Source organism: Lysinibacillus sp. NPDC094177, assembly GCF_050279145.1.
GTDB lineage: Bacteria > Bacillota > Bacilli > Bacillales_A > Planococcaceae > Lysinibacillus.
In genome coordinates, this window is record NZ_JBNNTW010000001.1 from 669,623 (window position 1) to 690,515 (window position 20,893).

The following is a 20,893-nucleotide window of genomic DNA, read 5'->3' on the forward strand; positions in this document are numbered from 1 at the left end:
CTTTAAGCCACTCAACATTGAAATGAATGCTTTTTTAGTTTATTAAAAGACAAATCTAAAATAATCAAGCGTTGGTACTATATTTTTAGAGTTATACATATTTTCAAGCTCATATTTGGTTACCCATTTAATATCGCTCATTTCATCTTCATGTAATACTGTCTCCGTAATTTCAAAGCTTTGGTCAAAAAGCCATACATCGTAAAAATCATTATACGCATCTCTACGTTCACTCTTTATCATTTTTCCATTAAACTTAAATAAATTAATTCCGATCTCTTCTTTTACTTCTCTTATAGCACCATCAAGACTACTTTCCCCTGCTAAAATAGAGCCACCTGGACATTCCCACAAATTAGGATAAGTCTTATCCTGATGTCTTTTCGCTAAGAGAAATTCACCCTTATTATTCTTTATCCATACATGTACAACTATATGATAATCACCATCGACTAACTTTTCTCCACGCATATGAAGCTTATTTGTTTTATTTCTATTCTTATCGTAAACATCCCAAATTTCCATAACGCCCTCCTACATTCATTTAAAAACCATGAAAAACATACTAACTTGAAATTTATTCAAATAATTGTCTCCTTTATTATTCCAGTTTTCAACTAAAACCACTAATTAAAATTGCAATTGTTATTTTCTTGGAGATGCAGTTCAGTTATGTAAAACAAAATTAGGCTTAGTTTGAAGTTCGCCCATATCAATTATCGCGCCAATACATTTTTTCAAAACAACGCTTCCTTTTTCGCATAAAAAAAAAGGCATCCTAATGAAAGGATGCCTCTTTTATGGTTACATCATTAAAATTAAAGTTTTACGATGTTTGTAGCTTGAGGTCCGCGTTGGCCTTCTTCTACTGAGAATTCAACTTTTTGACCTTCTTCAAGTGTTTTGAAACCGTCACCTTGGATAGCTGAGAAGTGAGCAAATACGTCATTTCCGCCTTCTACTTCGATGAAACCGAAACCTTTTTCTGAGTTAAACCATTTTACTGTACCTTGTGTCATTTGAATGACCTCCATTAATTGTATTAAATAAAATCATATCTAGCCAAAAGAAAAAATTCACATATTACAAAAAGCATCAAACAAAACACGATTACTCTTTGTAATATGTGAATTTATTGTTCCCTTGCAAACGATTTTATTATACTTACTATATTATAAAAAATCATATTTGTCTAGTACAAAAGCTGATTTATTAAATATACATTTCTCACTAACCTAATCCGTCACTAAATTAGGTCAACAAACAAGGTACGATAATCTTTTTAGATCAACGCACTTTGTTAGTAAACTTAATTTTATACAAACATCTATTGTGGTTTCGTCGCCATTAATTTTAGACCAAGACCAATACAACACCTGCTACCTTAATCATCATCGTATTAAACTGTTTGCTGTCCTTTTATGCTTTTTGTTGCTAATGTTGCATCAAAATCAGAAATGGTAATGAACCAAAGCTGTTACTTCTTAATGACCGTTCTTATTTAGTGAATGTGGAGTGATAGGGATGAGCATATGAGAACAATTGAAAAATTTTAATTTCCAGTTATTCTTTTCATTAGATCTTCTGTAGCTCTAATGCCTCCAATACCCAAATTGATTGGTTCTTCCTCTTCAATAGCTAGAATAACAAATTTCCTAAACTCCTCATTTCCTTTCCCTTCAATTTCGACCATTAAATCAGCGAACCTTCTATGAAGCTCTTGTTTTTGTTCATTTGTTAAAGCACCTTTAAAAGTTTTAATTGTAGCAAACGGCATTCTTCGCTTTTTTCATTTGGCACTGTGACTCTACTGTTGTTTTCCGAAGCATTCTGCTCGCTTTCCGCGGGCGAGCGATGCTTCTCCAAACAACGCAATGTATCACACTATTATTTTAGTCACGCTTTCCTTTATAATAAAAAATCATCAACAGTCAAACGATTATTGTGGATGCCACACAATCTAGATTACTCTTCTGATGCGGATGCGCGAAAAGGGCATAAGACGTCGGAATCTTCTTTCTTCTGGTATAAGACCATATCGCGTTGAGTGATGAACGTATTATTACAGCGGCTGTCATTACAACAGGTGAAAAAAGTACACAAGCAGGTATGAAAATTAATACAGTTATTGGAGACGCAGCTTACTCTGAAAAGGCAAATATCGAATATACAAAAAAAGAGAAAATCGCAGAAGGCGCAAAAAGTAAAACATATTCTGTCACAATTAAGTCGGATACACATGCCGAACAAGAGGCATTTCAAAATACGGAAGCATTTAAGAAATTAGCCGCAAATCGCTACAAAGTAGAAGCGAAGAATAGTGAATTTGAAAACGGACACGGGTACGATACAGCATCGACTGCGGGTCTATTTGGCATGAAAATTCAAGGTGCTACAACAAAATTCGCTGTCAATTTGAAACGGATATTAAAGCTACTAAACGAAAATGAATAAGGAATAGAGACAGAGATAAGGCACTTCCTGTTCAAAATTGAACAAGAAGTGCCTTATTTTCATCTTAAAAAGGTTCGCTTTTATGAAAACGTAAGTTTTTCAGTGCCCTCCAAATGGCAAGTATTTTTTTCACTTACAGTTTTAAAGTGTTTCATATATAATTTGCCCCATTTGAGTGACGTCATAATCACCTAGTGCCACTACTTCTGATTGGAAATCTGGTGAATTTAAAATCTCTTTGACCGATTCAACCAGCTGTTGGTTTTCAGGTGTTTTTAATAGGACAATATCATAACGTTCTCTAATAAGTGGAATAAAGTCAACTTCTATCAGTTTTGATATTTTTTCAATGCCTATTCCAATGTCTGCATTCCCATTTGCGACAGCAGAAGCTACATCTATATGGCTCATTTCTTCTTCGTTATATCCTTCAATTGAGGATGGAGATATGTGATGAATGCATAATTGTTCATCTAGGAAAGTACGAGCACCTGAACCTTTTTCACGGTTCATCAATTTTAGTGATTTGGTCTTAAAATCATCAATTGATTGAATATGCAATGGATTTCCTTTTTGAACATAAAAGCCTGCTCGGCGTGAAATCAAATTGAGAAGAATATAAGAGTGACTTACAAAAATCTTTTTCAAATAGGGTGTATTATATTCCCCTGTATCCCCATCGTACAAATGTAAACTAGCAATATCACATTCCCCATTATATAGTGCCATGACACCATTAAAGCTACCTTCATGTGAGCGCAATACTTTATTTGATTGTTTTTTCTCTATATATTTTCCTAATAAGTCTAAGGCTAAATCTTGTCCGCTAATAATAATTTTTTTATTTTTTGTCGAAGGAGTAGTCGAGGCAGTAGATGCAGCAGGAGTTGCTCCTGTCTTGCTTTTTTGTATATATAACTGTAAATCGTTTCTATCCACACGCATTTGTCGACCTACACGAAAAATAGGTAAATCCCCCTTTTTCACTAAATCGTAGATCGTTAATTTTGAAACCTTTAATAATTGAGCCACCTCTTCAATCGTATAGGAATGTTCCTGTGACATGTAAAAAATCTCCCCTTCTGCTTCTATTGATTCTATAGTAACTTAATTATAATATTTTTGGACCATCACCAAAACGTGTGGTTGATTTCCGTTCCGACTGGGCGCTTTTATCGCTGACGCTTCGCTTTCTCGCAGAGCTTCCTGGGGGCGTCCGATGAGACGCTAATCCCCAAAGAGTCGCCCAGCCTCCACTCCAATCAACTTATTTACATAGTATACGTTTTACAAAACTCCTCTACAACTTTTGGTGATGAACCATATTTTTTACATCTTGAGCGTTTCTAGCGATTAAGTATTTCTTTTTTGGACATAACTAATTATAATTAGTTATGTCTTGTTATAACGAGTTATAAAAGGAGTATAATCAAAGTGAAAAAGTATTATAGTTTAATAGCTTCATTGTTACTACTGATCGGCATTTTAGCAGGTTGTGGTAGCCAAGGAAGCAACAACAAAGTAAACGAACCAGTTGAATTAACGATTTCCGCAGCAGCTAGTTTGCAAGATTCATTAGAAGAGCTTCAAAAAGCCTATGAAAATGAACACGATAATATTAAAATCACATTTAACTTTGGTGGCTCTGGTGCTTTACAACAACAAATTTTAGAAGGTGCTCCTGTTGATCTTTTCTTTTCAGCAGCACAAGATAAGTTTGATGAGCTAGTTCAAAAAGATTTAATCGACAAAAAACAAGGAACGGATCTTTTAGCTAACGAATTAGTGTTAGTCGTTCCTAAGAACAATGAAAAACATATTCAATCATTTGAAGACTTAATGAAAGCTGATAAGATTGCCGTTGGTACACCTGAAACGGTTCCTGCTGGCAAGTACGGTATAGAAACATTGAAAAACATGAACCTTTGGGAAAATGTAGAATCAAAAGTAGTGTATACAAAAGACGTACGACAAGTTCTTACTTATACAGAAACTGAAAATGTTGATGCAGGGTTGGTTTATAAAACGGATGCCCTTGTGTCAGAAAAAGTTGATGTCGTTTCTACAGCCAAAGAAGATACTCATACACCTATTATTTATCCTGTTGGTGTGATCAAAGAGAGTAAGCATGCAAAAGAAGCGGAAGATTTTTATCACTATTTACAAAGTGATCAAGCGATGAAAGTATTTAAAAAATATGGCTTTCAAGGAACTCATTAATAGATGAGTACTGATTTCTGGTCACCTCTTAAGCTTTCTATTGAGATAGCACTTGTGTCAGGAATAATTGTGATAGTAGCAGGTATTCTATTTGGTAAATGGATGGCAAAACGTAATTTCAAAGGAAAATTATTTCTAGAAACAGTGTTACTTTTACCATTAGTATTACCCCCTACTGTAATAGGATTTCTTTTAATTATTATTTTTGGCAAAAACAGTGTGCTAGGTAACTTGATTACATGGCTTTTTAACCAACCCGTTATGTTCACATGGTGGGCAGCAGTCATTGCCTCTACCGTTGTTGCATTTCCTTTAATGTATCAATCAGCAAAAACTGGCTTTGAATCTGTTGATAAGGACATTGAGAACGCTGCACGTGTTGATGGTGCTAACGAATGGCAAGTCTTTTTCTTTATTTCTATCCCTCTTGCATTAAAATCAATTGTCTCAGGCGGAATTTTAAGTTTCACACGAGCTTTAGGTGAATTTGGTGCAACCTTAATGTTTGCTGGAAACCTTCCAGGCAAAACGCAAACTACGCCGCTTGCTATTTATATGGCGATTAGTTCGGGTAACATGTCACTCGCTTGGTCATGGGTGATTTGTATGATAGGTATTTCCTTCCTTATGCTTCTGAGCGTTCATCTCTTGAAGGCATAAAGTGGAACTTTAACCAGTAGGGGTTCCTCTTCCCCTACTGACAGGCTTTTTCAGGATAAATATAATAAAAGATGTAGTCGGTTCAAACTAAACTGTACCAACTACATCTTTTCTTTTTACCCTCCACTAATAGGTGGAATAAACGCGATTGTATCACCTTTTTTTACAACCGTTGCATCTGTTGCAAATTCCTCATTTACTGCTGTCATGACATGTTGTAAATTAACTTGTGGATATTGAATTTCCATCCATTCTTTAATTTGCCCAATTGTTCGGTCTGACAGTTCTACATATAATTTTGACTCACCGATGATCTCTTGTAAGTGAGCAAACAATAATATGTTAATCACAAGATTCCTCCTCACTGATTGATGGATTTCCTTTTGGATAAGGGATATTTTCTAATTGATCACCAATCCATTCTGTCCCATCTTCCCAATACTCTTTTTTCCAAATAGGCACAATTTGTTTAATACGGTCAATCGCATATTCATTGGCTTCATAGGCTATTTTACGATGTGGTGATGAAACCGCAATTACTACAGCAATATCCGAAATTTCTAAATGACCAACACGATGTGTAATGGCTACTTTCGCTTCTGACCATCGCTCTTGTATTTCTTTAGATATTTGTTCAAACATTTTTATAGCCATAGTAGGATAGGCTTGATATTCCAAATGTAGTGTTTTCTTGCCTTTCGTCATTTCACGTACTGTTCCGATGAATACAGTGATTGCACCAGCATTTCGATCTGTTACTTTTTCTCTAACCTCTTCAACATCAATTGGTTTATCAATGATTTCAAACAACGATGTAGTCATGATTTATTCCTCATTTCCTGCATTAGAAATTCTATATATTGTGCTTTTTCTTGAATTGAAAAAGTGGGATAATCTAACGGTTTATTTAGTGGATATGTTGGCCAATACAGAACACAGACGATATTGGTTACTTTTTGTAGCAAAGATTGATCTTCCGCCTGTCGCAAAAGAACAACCTTTGGAAAGTCTTCATTTTTATAACCTTCAATGAAAATGATATCCATATTAAATGTTTCATAAATAACTAGTATATCAGCAAGCTGCCAGTTACTTTGGTGAATGCTCATCCGCAAAGTACCTTCTCCCTCAACTGCTGTCACACTTGCGCCAGCTTTCTCATGACGAACACTATCTTTTGAACTTTCTATCATAGGGATACCACCATGTCCATGATGCTTGATTGATCCTACACGAAAACCTTCTGTAGTGGCTTGTGTAATGAGTTGTTCCATTAACGTTGTCTTTCCACTATTTTGATAGCCTACGATTTGTAAGATTTTTCGATGATGCCCCATGGCCACTCACTTCCTTGCAAATCTTCTAACAATAGGACAACTACTTGCATTCCTTTTTCGTATCCACGTGATCCACCTGGTAATACAATAAAAGAATTGGCTTCTGCTAAGGAAGAAACCGCACTAGATTTATCGAACCCAGAAGGAGCTGCAACTAATTGACCGTTCTCGTAAGACACATTCGCACGCACAAAACGGGTAAATGGATTCGGTTTTTTAAAGTCCGCATTTAAAACAGCCTGCTCCCTACGTAAATGCGGCTGCTTATTACCAAAAGCCGTTCGAATAATAGGTCGTGTAAATAGTTCAAAACCAACATAACAAGCTGATGGATTACCTGAAAGTCCAAATAATAATTGACCATTTCTAGCCGCAACAGTTGTTACACTACCTGGTCGCATTGCTACTTTATTAAAAAGTACTTGTGCGTCAATGGCTTCATAAATGGCAGGTAAGTAATCGTAATCACCTACTGATACTCCTCCTGTTGTAATCAAAATGTCTACTTCCTGAAGGGCTTTTTCAACAGCTTGAATACATAAATTTAGATCATCGCTAAACTTACCAAAATATTTGACGGTTGCCCCAGCACGTTCAATTTGAGCCATTATCATATATGCATTACTATTACGAATTTTTCCCGGCTGCAAAGCATCACTTGGTTCTAGTAATTCACTTCCTGTTGCAATAACGCCTACGATTGGTTTTCTGAAAACGGGTACTTGATCATAACCAAAAGTAGCAAGTAATGCGACAACACCCGGATTGATGAATTGTCCTTTTTCAATAAGAATAGCGCCTTTTTGAACGTCCTCTCCCTTATAGGAAATATTTGTTCCTGTTTCAAAAGAGCGTTTAATCGACATATACCGTTGATTGTCTTCTTCAAATGTGTGCGTTAATTCTAGCATAACGACAGCATCACACCCGTTTGGGATAGGAGCTCCTGTCATAATGCGCACCGCTTCTCGATCACCGATTTCTCCCTCAAATACATAGCCCGCGCCAATCTCCCCCACTACTTGAAAGGTCACTGGATTGTCTGAACATGCCTCTTGACTATCGACTGAGCGAATAGCATAACCATCATAAGGCGAACGATTAAAAGCTGGTACATCTTGGTCTGCAGCAACATCTTCTGCTAAAAAACGGCCATGTGCTTGCTGTAATGAAACGACCTCTATTTTTTCTTGGAATGCGAACTCCATAACACGTTGAACAGCTTCTCCAACAGCAATTGGTTTTCTTTTTTCTAACATTTTAGAACACTCCTTTATCCGAATAAACGATAATAAATGGTTTTAGCTTTTTGTATATCTTGTACACCGTGAATGACAACTCGTCCATCTTGGAAAATCACTAGTCGATAATCTTCTGCTTGGCAAGATAATAAATAGGGATTTTGTTGAATATCACCATAGGGACTAAGTTGAACAGCGAGCTGATCAAAATTATAGTGAATCGGTTTTGCTGGACGTATTTGAATAGCATCGCGACCACATAATACATTTAATTTTGTTTGATTTTCATATGATAAATAAGGATAGGTCGGATTTTTACCACAGGATGGGCAATCATGATTACGGATTTTTTCCACGTTTATTTCATAATGTTGATTTTGCCAAACATCAAAAGTTAAATAACTTTTGCGTAATGCTTTTTCATCGCCTACTAAAAACTTTAATACCTCAGCTACTTGATAAGCTGCAACGATTTGAACAGTCGGACTTATAATTCCTACTGTATCGCATGTCATCCCTGTATTAGGCATCGCTGCTAGCAAACAATGTAAACAAGGTGTTTTACCTGGCACAATCGTATAAGTAGCGCCATAACTGCCAACACAAGAACCATAAACCCAAGGAATTTGATATTTTTGTGCAAGATCGTTCATCATAAAGCGAATATCAAAGTTATCCGTTGCATCCACCATAATATCTACATCTGCAAGCAGTGGGATTATTTGCTCTGAACACGCATCAAGAATATATTCCTTAATTTCTACCTCTGAGTTAATGCTTTGTAGTCGTTTTTTTGCAGCGATTACTTTAGGGATTTTTTCTTGCGCATCTTGTTCGGTATATAGTTGTTGTCTTTGTAAATTACTCCACTCTACATAATCACGATCAATAATCGTCAATTTTCCGACGCCTGCCCTTACAAGAGCCTCTGCGCTAGCACTGCCTAAAGCACCAATTCCTATCATCAGGACATGCTTTTGTTTTAGTAATAGCTGCCCGTTTTCTCCGATTGGGCTGAATAATTGTTGTCTAGAATATCTATTATGCATAAACGCTTTTGCCTTTCTTTCTATGAATTTTAGTTTGACCTTTTAATTTATAGCTTTATAATAAAAGCAATGTTTTTCAGCAAAAACAAAAATCAACTCTATAAAAGGAGGTCTTTTCCTTGCATCCTACACATAGTCAACTTCCTATACGAGCTGCCATTTTAACTGTGAGCGACACACGCACGAAGGCGGATGATCGTGGTGGTCAGCGTATTCAAGCATTACTTCAAGAAGCTTCATTTGAATTAGTAGACTACCAAATGTCAAAAGATGAACCGCTTGAAATCTCAAACCACGTACAAAAATGGTGCGATAATCCTGCCATTAATACCATTATCGTAACAGGAGGAACAGGATTTACACCGAGAGACCAAACTTACGACACGATTCTCCCTCTTTTCGAAAAAGAAATGATGGGCTTTGGTGAATTATTTCGAACACTAAGCTATGAAGAAATCGGCCCAAGAGCCATGTTTAGTCGTGCAACAGCGGGTAGTCGCGATAAAACGGCTATCTATGTGCTACCTGGTTCCACTAATGCCGTGACACTCGCCATGACAAAACTGATTCTTCCTACTGTGCAACATTTTGTCGGTGAGTTGAATCGCATATGAAAATGGCTGGTGTTGTCTTAGCTGGTGGTCAATCTTCACGGTATGGTCAGCCGAAAATGTTTGAATTATTTGCTGGTCTGCCTTTATATAAGCACAGTCTCATAGCCTTACAAAAAAATCAACTACAGCCTTTAATTATTGCTACGAATGCTAACTTGCAATCAAAGTTTGTAGAAGAAAATGTCCAATGGATCATTGAAAAACAGCCTCATCAAGGACCTCTGTTTGCCTTGCATAATATAATGACAAATTTCCCGGAAGTAGAGTGGTTTTTCGTAATAGCAAGTGATATGCCTTTTATTAATGCCGAATTTGTCCAAACTATGCTAACATTCATCGATGATCGTTATGATGCGATTGTTCCTAAACAAGCTTCAAGATTACAACCTCTTGCTGCTTTATATCGACGCAGTGCTTTACCAAAAGCACAGCATTTAGTCCAACAAAACAAGCGAAGTATGAAAGTCTTGTTAGAGCAACTTCAAGTATGTTATGTCCCATTCGAAGAAGACAGCTCAACATTTATCAATATCAATTCTCAACAAGATTGGCTACAAACATTTGAAAGGAAGTCTAATAATGAATAATTTTACACACTGGAATGAAGAAGGCCGCCCCAAAATGGTCGACATTTCAGATAAAACAATCACAAACCGTACAGCAATCGCTCGTAGTACAATCACGTTATCCGATGAAGTCTATCAAGCTATCCAACAGGGAGGCATTAAAAAAGGCGACCCTACGCAAGTGGCACAAATTGCTGGGATTATGGGTGCTAAAAAAACTGCTGATATTATTCCAATGTGCCATCCGATTATGTTACAAGGAACCGATCTTCAATTTGAATATACAAAAGCAGAGGTTGGTTACGAACTACACATTCAAGCTACAGTAAAATGTAGTGGTAAAACAGGTGTCGAAATGGAAGCACTAACTGCCGTATCCATTGCTGCACTAACTTTTTATGATATGTGTAAAGCCGTCGACAAATCTATGGTGATTAAAGAAACGTACCTCGTTCAAAAAACGGGTGGAAAAAGTGGCGACTTTGTGCATAAATAAACATCAAATCAATTTCGCCTTGGCGTAATTGCGTCCGGATTTTGAATTGTGCTAGCACAATTCATTCCTTTGAAAATCCGTGACATCCGCCGGAGGCTTTATCTTCATTCAGCAGGTGTCTTTTGTACCGAAAGCGTAGCGACAGGTACAAGTACTTAGACACCCACTGAAAAAGAAATCTCATACGCATCCATATCACCACCTTCTAGGGCAGTAGCTTTCTGCTGAATGAAGATAAATCCGGCATTTTGCCGATTTTTTTCTGTTTATTAACATAAGTCACCAGCACTAACTAATACCACTCTATTTCGTCTACCCACCGATATGTGACATTTCAATTTTTGAGTTTTTCCTTTTTTCCATTGTTTGTTCATTTCGTTCATCGGAATAGCGATCTTTTCTATTTCCCCAAACATTTGAAATGCATTGGGTGATAGTTTCATCATCTTCCCCAGACCTTAATAAATCTCGTAGATTCGTTCCCTCTGTTGCAAATAAACACGTATATAATGTCCCTTCTGCCGAAATACGGGCACGCGAGCAAGTGGAGCAGAAAGAATCTGTTACAGATGATATCACGCCAATTTCGCCCTGAGCATCCTCATATTGATAACGTGTAGCCACTTCCCCTTTATAATTAGGGTCAACAGGATGCACTGGGGAAAATTGATGGACTTGGTCAATGATTTCTTTCTTTGACACAACTTCATCCAACCGCCAACCATTCGAATTACCGACATCCATATATTCAATAAAGCGAAGAATATGCTGTTTCTCTTTAAAATATTCTGCCATCGAAATGATATCTTGCTCATTTTTTCCTTTTTGAACGACCATATTGATCTTCACTTGTAAACCCGCTTCTGCCGCTTTTTCTATACCTTCTAATACCGTTTTCACTTTTCCTCGATGTCCATTCATCTCGAAAAAACGTTCCTCATTTAGAGAATCTAGGCTAACAGCTACTCGTGATAAACCTGCTTTCGCCAATTCATTGGCATATTTTTTTAACAATGTACCATTGGTCGTTAAGGCAATATCCTCTACTCCCACTATGCGATGTATACGTTCAATTAATGTCGACAAATCACGACGTAGTAAAGGCTCACCACCAGTAATACGTACTTTTTTCACACCTAACGAAACGAAAATCTTTACTAATCGTTCGATTTCTTCAAAGCTCAATATTTTATCAGACGGTAAAAAAGCATAATCTGGACCAAATACTTCTGCAGGCATGCAATATTGACAACGAAAATTACAACGGTCTGTCACTGATATCCTTAAATCTCTTAATGGTCTGTGTAGTTGGTCTAGTAGATTAGTAATTTTAATCTCTTCCTTTCATTTTGATCAATTTCTAGGTAAGTGAATACGTTCTTTGTGTGTATAAATATTAAGTGTATTTTGGCGAATAAAACCTACCGTCGTAATACCAAGTTGCTCTGCCAATTGCAATGCCAATTCTGTTGGAGCTGATTTAGACAGAACAATTTCACAGCCAATTTTCGATACTTTAAGTAAAATTTCAGATGAAATCCTTCCGCTAAATACGATAATCTTGTCCTGAATGCTAATTTTGTTTTTTAGGCAATAGCCATAAATTTTATCTAAGGCATTATGGCGCCCAATATCCATTCTACTCAATAAAACACCATTCGCATCACATAGCGCTGCATTATGAACACCACCAGTTTGTTTGAATGTTTCGGCCAAATCTTGCATATCGCGCATTAAACGAAAACAATCATCTGTTGTAATACGCACATGAATGCCTTCCATTTTTTTAGCTACTAATGCATCATTAGCAAAAACAAACCCTTGGCGGCTCATGCCACAACAAGAAGTAATGTAACGTTTATTTTGAATTTGTTGAAAGTAAGGATTCACACGCTTTGTTTTAACGTGCACAAAACCTTCTTTTTCTTGGTGCCAAATGTCTTCAACATCTTCGTAATTGCGAATAATTCGTTCAGAAGCCAAATATCCAATAACCATATCTTCTACATACTCGGGTGTGCAAACCATCGTCACGAATTCTTGCTCATTAATCTTCACTGTGACAGCGTATTCTGTGACAACTGTATCTTCTATTTCTTTGATTTGATTACCTTCAACACGTATTATTTCTCTTGCTACTGCACGTTCCATATGGCATCCCCTTTATTCACTAATATTATCTTCAAAAACAAATACAGAAATAGCAAAATCTTCTTCAATTTTAATATCTGAAAATAAATGGATTAACTTAGTGCCCATCAATTCTTCCATGCCTTCTGGAGGAGATTTAGTATACAAATCTTGAATCATCCTTGTCCGTGCAGCATGAACCATTTTTAACCCTTCAGGTGTACTCGCAATAAATTTTTCTGTCGGTGTGATATTACCATATAAAGTTGACACAGCCATGTTCTCTACAAAAACAGTATGAATACGCTCTGGTCCTTTTCCAAATATATCTTTGCGTAGTTTTCGAATAATGTCGTTGAACTCATGCACTTTTTTTGACATTTTAACGATTCTCCCAACGTAATTAATCTTATTTATCCTATGTTCACAGGGGTCACCCTTATAGTTTGTTAATAATATAGCAACTTAAATAAAAATTAAAGAGAAAATATCCAATGATAATTATTATCAATTATCGATCAATTTCGCCTTGGCGTAATTGCGTCCGGATTTTGAATTGTGCCTGCACAATTCATTCCTTTTAAAATCCGTGACATCCGCCGGAGGCTTTATCTTCATTCAGTAGATGGTGAACACCTATTGAAAAAGAGCTATATCTGAATTCATCTAATCATCTTCTGAGATAGGATTTTCTACTGAATGAAGATAAATTTTTTTATAATTATTGTCCATTTTGACTGAAAAGGCTATAATAATTAGTATTACATATGGAATGAAAGTATTTTGATTCCTATGTCATGGTTTCATACGAATAAGTTTGAACTATAGACATAGTGGTTTTAATATTTAAATTCTATAGTTATATTGAATAAAAAATAAAAGTTGATTGAATTTTTAGCAAGGCCTGTTAAGAATTTTATCCACCATGAATAAATAGCATGTTAACACATGTCTTTTCATGGTGGATTTTTTTATTTTTGAGCAATATCAACATTGACAACTCGTATTAAATGTTTCTACATCTATGTTGGTGTAGAAATTGGACAAATTGGGAAATGGCATTATAACAAGACAATTTTTTAAAAAAACAAGACAAATCAAAATAAAAAACCTCGTAATTCTATTCCCGATTTATTCTAAGTATTAATCGATTGTCAAATTAGTCTCAAAGAGCAAAAGGAGGAAAATACCTTGACTTCAATTAAAATTAATGGCCAACCGTATGATGTAGCAGAGGGAGCTACAATACTTGATACCATTAATCAACATGGCATCGCCCATCCACAAATTTGTCATGTACCATCTGTCGATCCTATCGAAACTTGTGATACATGTATCGTTGAAGTGGATGGACAATTAGTACGCTCTTGTTCTACAAAAGCAGTAAACGGCATGGATATCCAACTTACTTCTGATAAAGCGAAAGCTGCACAAACAGAAGCGATGGATCGACTTCTAGAAAATCATTTGCTGTACTGTACAGTTTGTGATAATAACAACGGAAATTGTACATTACACAACACAGCAGAATTAATGGAAATCGAACATCAAAAATATCCGTATAAACCAAAAGTTGAACCACACGAAGTGGACATGTCGCACCCATTTTACCGATATGATCCAAACCAATGTATCGCATGTGGACAATGTGTAGAGGTCTGTCAAAACTTACAAGTTAATGAAACATTATCTCTTGACTGGGAAGCTGAAAGACCAAAAGTAATTTGGGATGAAGGCGTTGCCATTAACGATTCTTCCTGTGTAGGCTGTGGGCAATGTGTTACTGTTTGTCCATGTAATGCCTTAATGGAAAAATCAATGCTTGGCGAAGCTGGTTTTATGACTGGGCTTAAACAAGATACGTTAGATCCGATGATTAGTTTAATTAAGGAAGTTGAACCTGGATATAGCGGTATCTTTGCTGTTTCCGAAGTCGAAGCTGCTATGCGTAGTAAGCGTACTAAAAAAACAAAAACTGTTTGTACTTTCTGTGGCGTAGGTTGTTCGTTTGAAGTTTGGACAAAAGGTCGCAAAATTTTAAAAGTGCAACCTTCTGACGGTCCTGTAAATGCTATTTCTACTTGTGTAAAAGGAAAATTCGGCTGGGACTTCGTCAACTCTGAAGAACGAATTACAAAACCATTAATTCGTAAAAATGATGCATTTGTTGAATCTTCGTGGGATGAAGCTCTAGACTTAATTGCTACTAAACTAGGTGGCATTCAAAAAGAATACGGCTCTGGTTCTGTCGGCTTTATTTCTTCTTCAAAAATTACAAACGAAGAAAACTACTTAATCCAAAAAATGGCACGTCAATTGTTCGAAACAAACGATGTCGATAACTGCTCACGCTATTGTCAATCGCCAGCTACTGACGGCTTAATACGTACAGTTGGTATGGGTGGAGACGCAGGAACAATTAAAGATATTGCAAAGGCTGGCCTTGTCATTATTGTTGGGGCAAACCCTGCAGAAGGTCATCCGGTTTTAGCAACTCGCGTAAAACGTGCCCATAAATTACACGGTCAAAAATTAATTGTTGCCGATATCCGCAAACATGAAATGGCTGAGCGTTCTGACATCTTCATGCGTCCAAAACAAGGTACAGACCAAGTATGGTTAATGGCCGTTACAAAATACATGATCGATCAAGGCTGGCATGATGAAGCATTTATTAATGAAAACGTGCATTTCTTCAATGATTTTAAAGATGTGCTTGAAAAATACACATTAGAATATGCTGAAGAAAAAACAGGTATTTCCAAAGAAACTTTAATTAATGTTGCTGAAATGATTCGTGATGCAGACGGTACATGTATTCTTTGGGGTATGGGTGTTACACAAAATACAGGTGGCTCTTATACATCTGCTGCTATTTCAAATCTACTTTTAGCGACAGGTAACTATCGTCGTCCAGGTGCAGGTTCCTACCCTCTTCGTGGTCATAATAATGTTCAAGGTGCTTGCGACATGGGTACACTGCCACATCTATTACCAGGTTATCAAAAAGTAGTAGATGATGAGGAACGTGCAAAATTTGAGGAAGCATACGGTGTAAAAATCAAACCACAACCTGGTCGTACTAATATGCAAATGTTAGATGCGGTTATGGAAGGTAAAATGAAAGCTATGTATTTAGTAGGAGAAGATATGGCTCTTGTAGACTGTAATGCAAACCATGTAGATGAAGTTCTTTCACAATTGGATTTCTTTGTTGTACAAGATTGTTTCCTATCACGCACAGCACAGTACGCAGATGTTATTTTACCAGCAGCACCTTCTCTTGAAAAAGAAGGTACGTTTACAAATACAGAACGTCGTGTTCAACGTCTATATCAAGTACTACCAACACTTGGTGAATCAAAAGCAGATTGGGAAATCCTTCAAGCAGTAGCTCGTCGCTTAGGTGCAGATTGGAATTACAGTCACCCTAGTGAAATCTTTGCTGAGATGGCTAGTCTTTCTCCAATCTTCGCTCAAGCTAACTACGATGTATTAGAAGGCTGGGGCAGCTTCTGTTGGGGTAGCCTTGAAGGTAAAGATACACCTTTACTATATGAAGATGGTTTTAACTTCCCAGATAAAAAAGCTCGTTTTGCTTTAAATGATTGGGTCAAACCTGTTGAATATGAGGCACAGTATGACTGTCATATTAATAACGGCCGTATGCTTGAGCACTTCCACGAAGGTAATATGACAAATAAATCAAAAGGTATTCAATCGAAAGTACCTGAAATTTTTGTTGAAGTATCACCAGAACTAGCAAAAGAACGTGGCATTGAAGATGGAGCTCTTCTTCGTTTAGTGTCTCCTCATGGCGCATTAAAGTTAAATGCCCTAGTGACAGATCGCGTACAAGGAAATGAACTTTTCTTACCAATGAACTCTGTTAGCAAGGACTCAGCGATTAATTTCTTAACGGGCCCCGCTGCAGACATCAATACATCGACACCAGCGTACAAACAAACAAAAGTACGTGTAGAAGTATTGAAACAAAAAGGAAAATCGCCACTTCCTAGAACAAACCCGCGTTATAAAAAACGTCATCCACAAAATGGTGTTGAGGTACAACGTAAATGGAATCGTCCTGGTTACGTACACTTAACAACTAACGAAAGGGAGTGATTTCATGGCTGCACCAATTACGACAATTCAAAAAGCGCAAGTAACAGAAGAACAACTAAAGGAAGAAAAGTTAGAGAATTTAAAGCAACTTCTTTCTGAGAATGAAGAAATGGTTAATCAGGTCTTTACGATCATGGCAGAATTAAATGATATTGGAGCACTAGAAGCAGCTACGAAACTACTTGAAGCTAAAGAGGATGTAGCACATATTGCTCTAGGTCAATTAACTCGTAAGCCTGTTACGAATATCATCAACAACTTAATGGGTGTTGCTGGAGCATTAACCGAACTGAATCCTGAAACAACAACTAAGCTTATAGAAGGCTTAAATACCGGCTTAGATGAAGCGAACAAAGCTGTTGAATCGGACGAAAAAGTTAGTGCCTTTAAGTTGTTCAAAATGTTAAACGATCCTGATGTTAATCGTGCTGTAAATTTTGGCGTTCACTTCTTAAAAGGACTTGGCAAAGGCCTAAAATAGGAAGGTGGATTCTGATATGCTAACGAACGAACACATTTTAAAAACTTTGCAGAAAATCGATGACCCAGAACTTCATAAAAGCATCGTTGACTTGAATATGGTACGCAATATTCAAGTCAACGGTACGGATATCTCACTTGATATTATTTTGACTATTCAAGGATGTCCTTTGAAAGCCAAAATCCAACAAGATATTGAAGAAGCGTTGAAAGCGATCGGTGCATCAAAAGTCTCCATTAAATTTGGTTCTATGACCGATGAAGAACGTCGTCGTTTAACAGCTTCTTTAAAATCAGAAAAAGTAACGGATAAAGGTATGCCTAAAATGCTTCTACCCGATTCTGGTGTCAAATTTATAGCAGTTACTAGTGGTAAAGGTGGAGTCGGTAAATCTACCGTGACAATTAACTTAGCAGTAGCTCTTGCCCGTCTTGGTAAACGTGTAGGTATTTTAGACGCAGACATATACGGATTCAGTATTCCTGCCATGATGAAGATTCATCAAAAGCCAACAATGCTTGACCAAACAGCTATTCCAGTCATAAGCCATGGTGTAAAAATCATGTCGATGGGCTTTTTCACAAACGACAACCAACCTGTCATGTGGCGTGGCCCAATGCTCAACAAATGGATTCGTAATTTCCTTGTTAATACACATTGGAATGGATTAGATTATCTCCTTATAGATTTACCACCTGGTACAGGAGATGTAGCCATTGATATGGCAGCAATGATTCCACAAGCGCAGGAAATTATTGTAACAACACCACACCTTGCAGCTTCTCATGTTGCTTCTCGTGCAGGTCTGATGGCTCAACATACGAAACACACGATTCTCGGTGTTGTTGAAAACATGGCTTACTTTGAAAACTCAAATGGCGAAAAGAACTATTTATTCGGTCAGGGTGGCGCAGAAAAATTAGCAGATGAGCTTCAGTCAAGTATCATCGCTCAAATTCCATTTGCACAACCTGAGGAAAATACAGGTTCTTCCGTTTATGACGAAGACTCCATTATCGGTGAAGTATTTACGCACCTTGCAGAAGATATTATATATCAATAAAATGTACCTTTCGTCAGTAGACGGTTTTCTTCATCCCCTACTGATGATCAGTCTTCGCCAATCAGGCTTTTACAGGCAGTTAATCTCCCTAAGAGCATGATAAAACACAAAATCCTTGTCTCACTTTTACACGAGACAAGGATTTTTTAATGGAGCAATGTTCAAATTTATATTTAATTCAATAGCCAGCCTTTTTCAAAACCTGCATAAAATAAAAGCGATATGTATTTTTAACAAAAGAATCTAAAGGCAGTCCAACATTCAATTGATACTTTGTAAAAATAAAATAAAAACGCTTATCCCATTTTAACCGCAATAATTCCCCAGCATCTTCACCGTATTTCTCCGTAAATTCCTCAATTAAAGGTTCGATCATATAGTAGCAATAATTTTTTAAGTTTGCGAGAGCCTCTATATCTTTCTCCTTTTGAAAACGTGTAATCCAATCTACTAATTGTTCATTCATTTTAAAATCCATCTCTCTTTATTGAGTTTCTTCCTATTATATTATAACTCTTTTTATAAGTTTTCGCTTCTCTCGTTTCTGAGACATTTGGATTGGTACGTATTTAGATGTGAAATAGTTTTAAATTCAACTGGTATCATTGACTCGACTAATTTACGAGCCCTTTATTATATTCAATCCACTTTTCCATTTCTCTCTCTACAGCTCGATTTTGCCATTCAAACCAAATACCTGAGCATTCACTACAGTGACTATCTACCCCACTTTTATTATGCATATCTTTACGTGTAAATACAGTTTTTTTACGACAGCTGTAGCAGTAAATTTCTAACTCTTTATCAAATTCCATAACGATCAACTCCAACATTTTTACACCTATTTATTTCCGTTTTTTATATAAATTATTCTAATTTGCAAAAAAATCTTTACGGAAGGTAGTGAGAACTTCAAAATTTATATTTAACCCAATAGAGGTTAAGTGCTACAAAATACATTTTTTAAGAAGTTGATCTAATCATATTAAGAATGAACAACATAAAAAAAAACAAAAGTGCCTTAAACCCTTGATAACACAGGATTTAGAACACTTTTCAGCTGGTTCAAACTTACTTCTTTTTGATCCTCACGAAATGGTCTTTTTATGGATTATTACAGCTAATCATAACTTAATCCTGCTTACAGTAATCAGTCGCGACCTGCCTCGTAAAACTTCTGTGCCACCATAGCTGGTCTTGTACGCGTGTCCGTAAAGTGGTCACCGTCGCCTACAATCAGGCGGAACTGCCCAAGCCGACTGGACATATTCGGATGCCAGCCGTAATTCTCTCCTCGTGGCAATGCGTTGTCTTGGTAGAAATAGACATAGCTTTTGGGCGTAGGTAGCGAGTAGAACGTTTTAAGATCTAGTTTCTCGAAAAGCGGCTTAGCCGGCTCCGGAGTAACGCTTTCATACATCCGTTTAGCGTCCTCCAAAGTGGCCGTATTAACGAATGAATCTCGAAACAGGGAAAACGGCATAAAAATCGTATCGTCGTTCGAGCTGGCTCTGAGCTCTTCAAAACTTTGTATCATTTGGGGCGAGAATTCGTCAGCAACTGATTCTCCGTCTTTCAGTACGAACGCGTCCCAGAAGACAAGTCGCTTTATGCGATCCGGAACCTGTTCTGCAACCTTTTGAATGACTGATCCTCCGAAACTGTGCCCGACGAGAACAAAGTTACGTAGATTCCATTTTATAATAAAATCAACGACGGACTTCGTGATCATCTCATGCGTGACATTTTTATTCGGATCTTCACCGTGACCTGCGTATTCAGGTGTATAGACGTCATGCCCTCGACTGCGCAATTCTGCCGCTACTCCATCCCAGAAATGAGCATCAGCCCAAGCACCATGCACAAGCACGAAAGTAAGCCGTTGCTGTGAGGGTAAACGGTGTCTTTCATCTAATTCAAGAGCACCATTGCTCCAGGGCGACCAATAAGGGGCGTAATAAAAACTGTTAGACATAGACCTATAATCGCGATAGGGAAATTGAGGATAAGGAAACATGAAGAAGACACCCTTTCAATTCGACATATATCAGCATATGCCCAGTATATTTGAGAGGTTCCCTTACTTAATTAATCTTCTTCCAATATGATTTTGATGAAAGAATAGGCTTTTAAAGGTTTTTAGTCCCCCCACACATCTATCACATTTCCTTCTATTATAATCTTCTCCAGTATTATTGAAGAGTACATTTGTGTACGATTTTCTCCATAATAAAAAAAATCCATAGTATAGCTCCTTTTATTTATTTCTCCGTAATACTATTCTATCCTTCTCTAACGTCTTCTCAAAAAAGGAAAGCGCTGCAAATCCTTAATGTTAAAGGATTTGCAGCGCTTTTTTGTGGCAGATCGACTTTTTTAGTATGGTTTGAAGATATTTATAATATCTTTGAATTTTAGATAATTTTCTGACTCTTATCAATTTTCGTTCAATTACCA

The 20,893-nt window shown here is 36.9% G+C and carries 23 protein-coding genes and 1 pseudogene; 9 read left to right on the forward strand and 15 right to left on the reverse strand.

The window, feature by feature from the left end:
- Window positions 1-42 precede the first annotated feature (42 nt).
- The 3 genes from ACQKNC_RS03190 to ACQKNC_RS03200 form a co-directional block, all read right to left on the reverse strand.
- Complete coding sequence (locus ACQKNC_RS03190; protein WP_427423424.1) at window positions 43-525, reverse strand: NUDIX hydrolase; 483 nt, start codon at window positions 523-525, stop codon at window positions 43-45.
- A gap of 293 nt (window positions 526-818) precedes the next feature.
- Window positions 819-1,019, reverse strand: a complete 201-nt coding sequence (locus ACQKNC_RS03195) for a cold-shock protein (protein ID WP_053484870.1) — start codon at window positions 1,017-1,019, stop codon at window positions 819-821.
- A 533-nt stretch (window positions 1,020-1,552) separates the two neighbouring features.
- Entirely contained in the window at window positions 1,553-1,777 is a 225-nt protein-coding gene (locus ACQKNC_RS03200; protein WP_427423425.1) for a tautomerase family protein, read from the reverse strand.
- 180 nt (window positions 1,778-1,957) lie between these two features.
- On the opposite strand from ACQKNC_RS03200, the pseudogene ACQKNC_RS03205 reads away from it, so the two are divergent.
- Window positions 1,958-2,454: pseudogene (locus ACQKNC_RS03205) on the forward strand (transposase); the annotation flags it as partial.
- A 141-nt stretch (window positions 2,455-2,595) separates the two neighbouring features.
- Here ACQKNC_RS03205 and ACQKNC_RS03210 read toward each other — a convergent pair.
- Window positions 2,596-3,519 carry a substrate-binding domain-containing protein gene (locus tag ACQKNC_RS03210; protein ID WP_427423426.1) on the reverse strand — a complete coding sequence of 308 codons (924 nt, stop codon included), beginning with the start codon at window positions 3,517-3,519 and terminating at the stop codon, window positions 2,596-2,598.
- Between the two features lie 369 nt (window positions 3,520-3,888).
- Between ACQKNC_RS03210 and modA the strand changes: the two genes are divergently transcribed.
- Window positions 3,889-4,674, forward strand: coding sequence for a molybdate ABC transporter substrate-binding protein (gene modA, locus ACQKNC_RS03215; protein ID WP_427423427.1), 786 nt, complete (start codon window positions 3,889-3,891; stop codon window positions 4,672-4,674).
- Between the two features lie 3 nt (window positions 4,675-4,677).
- Entirely contained in the window at window positions 4,678-5,334 is a 657-nt protein-coding gene (gene modB / locus ACQKNC_RS03220; RefSeq protein ID WP_427423428.1) for a molybdate ABC transporter permease subunit, read from the forward strand.
- 116 nt (window positions 5,335-5,450) lie between these two features.
- Here the strand turns inward: modB and moaD are convergent, their stop codons facing one another.
- From moaD to ACQKNC_RS03245, 5 genes are read right to left on the reverse strand one after another with little or no spacing between them, the layout of a single operon-like run.
- Window positions 5,451-5,684 carry a molybdopterin converting factor subunit 1 gene (gene moaD, locus ACQKNC_RS03225; protein WP_427423429.1) on the reverse strand — a complete coding sequence of 78 codons (234 nt, stop codon included), beginning with the start codon at window positions 5,682-5,684 and terminating at the stop codon, window positions 5,451-5,453.
- Window positions 5,677-6,156, reverse strand: coding sequence for a molybdenum cofactor biosynthesis protein MoaE (locus ACQKNC_RS03230; RefSeq protein ID WP_427423430.1), 480 nt, complete (start codon window positions 6,154-6,156; stop codon window positions 5,677-5,679). Before ACQKNC_RS03230 ends, moaD begins: the two co-directional genes overlap by 8 nt.
- Complete coding sequence (gene mobB / locus ACQKNC_RS03235; protein ID WP_427423431.1) at window positions 6,153-6,677, reverse strand: molybdopterin-guanine dinucleotide biosynthesis protein B; 525 nt, start codon at window positions 6,675-6,677, stop codon at window positions 6,153-6,155. Before mobB ends, ACQKNC_RS03230 begins: the two co-directional genes overlap by 4 nt.
- Complete coding sequence (locus ACQKNC_RS03240) at window positions 6,638-7,930, reverse strand: molybdopterin molybdotransferase MoeA (RefSeq protein ID WP_427423432.1); 1,293 nt, start codon at window positions 7,928-7,930, stop codon at window positions 6,638-6,640. The genes mobB and ACQKNC_RS03240 overlap by 40 nt, the downstream gene beginning before the upstream one ends.
- A gap of 14 nt (window positions 7,931-7,944) precedes the next feature.
- On the reverse strand, window positions 7,945-8,961 hold the full coding sequence (locus ACQKNC_RS03245) for a thiazole biosynthesis adenylyltransferase ThiF (protein ID WP_427423433.1): 1,017 nt from the start codon (window positions 8,959-8,961) through the stop codon (window positions 7,945-7,947).
- Between the two features lie 119 nt (window positions 8,962-9,080).
- On the opposite strand from ACQKNC_RS03245, the gene ACQKNC_RS03250 reads away from it, so the two are divergent.
- From ACQKNC_RS03250 to moaC, 3 genes are read left to right on the forward strand one after another with little or no spacing between them, the layout of a single operon-like run.
- Window positions 9,081-9,575, forward strand: a complete 495-nt coding sequence (locus ACQKNC_RS03250) for a MogA/MoaB family molybdenum cofactor biosynthesis protein (RefSeq protein ID WP_427423434.1) — start codon at window positions 9,081-9,083, stop codon at window positions 9,573-9,575.
- A complete protein-coding gene (gene mobA, locus ACQKNC_RS03255; protein ID WP_427423435.1) occupies window positions 9,572-10,162 on the forward strand; it encodes a molybdenum cofactor guanylyltransferase in 591 nt (196 codons plus the stop codon). The genes ACQKNC_RS03250 and mobA overlap by 4 nt, the downstream gene beginning before the upstream one ends.
- The gene (gene moaC, locus ACQKNC_RS03260) at window positions 10,155-10,637 is read left to right on the forward strand and encodes a cyclic pyranopterin monophosphate synthase MoaC (protein WP_427423436.1); all 483 of its coding nucleotides are present in this window, start codon (window positions 10,155-10,157) and stop codon (window positions 10,635-10,637) included. The genes mobA and moaC overlap by 8 nt, the downstream gene beginning before the upstream one ends.
- A 312-nt stretch (window positions 10,638-10,949) precedes the next feature.
- Here moaC and moaA read toward each other — a convergent pair whose 3' ends face one another.
- Genes moaA through ACQKNC_RS03275 form a run of 3 tightly spaced genes read right to left on the reverse strand, consistent with a single transcriptional unit; the run spans window position 10,950 to window position 13,148 of the window.
- The gene (moaA, locus tag ACQKNC_RS03265) at window positions 10,950-11,966 is read right to left on the reverse strand and encodes a GTP 3',8-cyclase MoaA (RefSeq protein WP_427423512.1); all 1,017 of its coding nucleotides are present in this window, start codon (window positions 11,964-11,966) and stop codon (window positions 10,950-10,952) included.
- 24 nt (window positions 11,967-11,990) lie between these two features.
- Window positions 11,991-12,788 carry a formate dehydrogenase accessory sulfurtransferase FdhD gene (gene fdhD, locus ACQKNC_RS03270; RefSeq protein WP_427423437.1) on the reverse strand — a complete coding sequence of 266 codons (798 nt, stop codon included), beginning with the start codon at window positions 12,786-12,788 and terminating at the stop codon, window positions 11,991-11,993.
- A gap of 12 nt (window positions 12,789-12,800) precedes the next feature.
- Window positions 12,801-13,148, reverse strand: coding sequence for a DUF2294 domain-containing protein (locus ACQKNC_RS03275; RefSeq protein ID WP_427423438.1), 348 nt, complete (start codon window positions 13,146-13,148; stop codon window positions 12,801-12,803).
- 810 nt (window positions 13,149-13,958) lie between these two features.
- Between ACQKNC_RS03275 and fdhF the strand changes: the two genes are divergently transcribed.
- From fdhF to ACQKNC_RS03290, 3 genes are read left to right on the forward strand one after another with little or no spacing between them, the layout of a single operon-like run.
- Window positions 13,959-16,892 (forward strand): formate dehydrogenase subunit alpha, encoded by a 2,934-nt coding sequence (gene fdhF / locus ACQKNC_RS03280; protein ID WP_427423439.1) that lies wholly within the window; start codon window positions 13,959-13,961, stop codon window positions 16,890-16,892.
- A 4-nt stretch (window positions 16,893-16,896) separates the two neighbouring features.
- A complete protein-coding gene (locus ACQKNC_RS03285) occupies window positions 16,897-17,373 on the forward strand; it encodes a DUF1641 domain-containing protein (protein WP_387082277.1) in 477 nt (158 codons plus the stop codon).
- A gap of 16 nt (window positions 17,374-17,389) precedes the next feature.
- On the forward strand, window positions 17,390-18,436 hold the full coding sequence (locus ACQKNC_RS03290; RefSeq protein WP_427423440.1) for an Mrp/NBP35 family ATP-binding protein: 1,047 nt from the start codon (window positions 17,390-17,392) through the stop codon (window positions 18,434-18,436).
- Window positions 18,437-18,614: 178 nt separating this feature from the next.
- On the opposite strand, the gene ACQKNC_RS03295 is transcribed toward ACQKNC_RS03290, so the two are convergent.
- The 3 genes from ACQKNC_RS03295 to ACQKNC_RS03305 form a co-directional block, all read right to left on the reverse strand.
- Window positions 18,615-18,902 carry a hypothetical protein gene (locus ACQKNC_RS03295; protein WP_427423441.1) on the reverse strand — a complete coding sequence of 96 codons (288 nt, stop codon included), beginning with the start codon at window positions 18,900-18,902 and terminating at the stop codon, window positions 18,615-18,617.
- A 148-nt stretch (window positions 18,903-19,050) separates the two neighbouring features.
- Window positions 19,051-19,251, reverse strand: coding sequence for a hypothetical protein (locus ACQKNC_RS03300; protein WP_370041634.1), 201 nt, complete (start codon window positions 19,249-19,251; stop codon window positions 19,051-19,053).
- Window positions 19,252-19,586: 335 nt separating this feature from the next.
- On the reverse strand, window positions 19,587-20,453 hold the full coding sequence (locus ACQKNC_RS03305; protein WP_427423442.1) for an alpha/beta fold hydrolase: 867 nt from the start codon (window positions 20,451-20,453) through the stop codon (window positions 19,587-19,589).
- Window positions 20,454-20,893: the final 440 nt, after the last annotated feature.

Excerpts from the sequence above, each read along its gene's own strand:
- moaC (WP_427423436.1), top strand. The coding sequence starts at position 10,155 with ATGAATAATTTTACACACTGGAATGAAGAAGGCCGCCCCAAAATGGTC.
- ACQKNC_RS03195 (WP_053484870.1), bottom strand. The coding sequence starts at position 1,019 with ATGACACAAGGTACAGTAAAATGGTTTAACTCAGAAAAAGGTTTCGGT.
- ACQKNC_RS03190 (WP_427423424.1), bottom strand. The coding sequence starts at position 525 with ATGGAAATTTGGGATGTTTACGATAAGAATAGAAATAAAACAAATAAG.
- ACQKNC_RS03245 (WP_427423433.1), bottom strand. The coding sequence starts at position 8,961 with ATGCATAATAGATATTCTAGACAACAATTATTCAGCCCAATCGGAGAA.
- ACQKNC_RS03230 (WP_427423430.1), bottom strand. The coding sequence starts at position 6,156 with ATGACTACATCGTTGTTTGAAATCATTGATAAACCAATTGATGTTGAA.
- ACQKNC_RS03285 (WP_387082277.1), top strand. The coding sequence starts at position 16,897 with ATGGCTGCACCAATTACGACAATTCAAAAAGCGCAAGTAACAGAAGAA.
- ACQKNC_RS03210 (WP_427423426.1), bottom strand. The coding sequence starts at position 3,519 with ATGTCACAGGAACATTCCTATACGATTGAAGAGGTGGCTCAATTATTA.
- modB (WP_427423428.1), top strand. The coding sequence starts at position 4,678 with ATGAGTACTGATTTCTGGTCACCTCTTAAGCTTTCTATTGAGATAGCA.
- ACQKNC_RS03290 (WP_427423440.1), top strand. The coding sequence starts at position 17,390 with ATGCTAACGAACGAACACATTTTAAAAACTTTGCAGAAAATCGATGAC.
- fdhD (WP_427423437.1), bottom strand. The coding sequence starts at position 12,788 with ATGGAACGTGCAGTAGCAAGAGAAATAATACGTGTTGAAGGTAATCAA.
- ACQKNC_RS03240 (WP_427423432.1), bottom strand. The coding sequence starts at position 7,930 with ATGTTAGAAAAAAGAAAACCAATTGCTGTTGGAGAAGCTGTTCAACGT.
- ACQKNC_RS03300 (WP_370041634.1), bottom strand. The coding sequence starts at position 19,251 with ATGGAATTTGATAAAGAGTTAGAAATTTACTGCTACAGCTGTCGTAAA.
- mobA (WP_427423435.1), top strand. The coding sequence starts at position 9,572 with ATGAAAATGGCTGGTGTTGTCTTAGCTGGTGGTCAATCTTCACGGTAT.
- ACQKNC_RS03200 (WP_427423425.1), bottom strand. The coding sequence starts at position 1,777 with ATGCCGTTTGCTACAATTAAAACTTTTAAAGGTGCTTTAACAAATGAA.
- ACQKNC_RS03275 (WP_427423438.1), bottom strand. The coding sequence starts at position 13,148 with ATGTCAAAAAAAGTGCATGAGTTCAACGACATTATTCGAAAACTACGC.
- ACQKNC_RS03295 (WP_427423441.1), bottom strand. The coding sequence starts at position 18,902 with ATGAATGAACAATTAGTAGATTGGATTACACGTTTTCAAAAGGAGAAA.
- ACQKNC_RS03305 (WP_427423442.1), bottom strand. The coding sequence starts at position 20,453 with ATGTTTCCTTATCCTCAATTTCCCTATCGCGATTATAGGTCTATGTCT.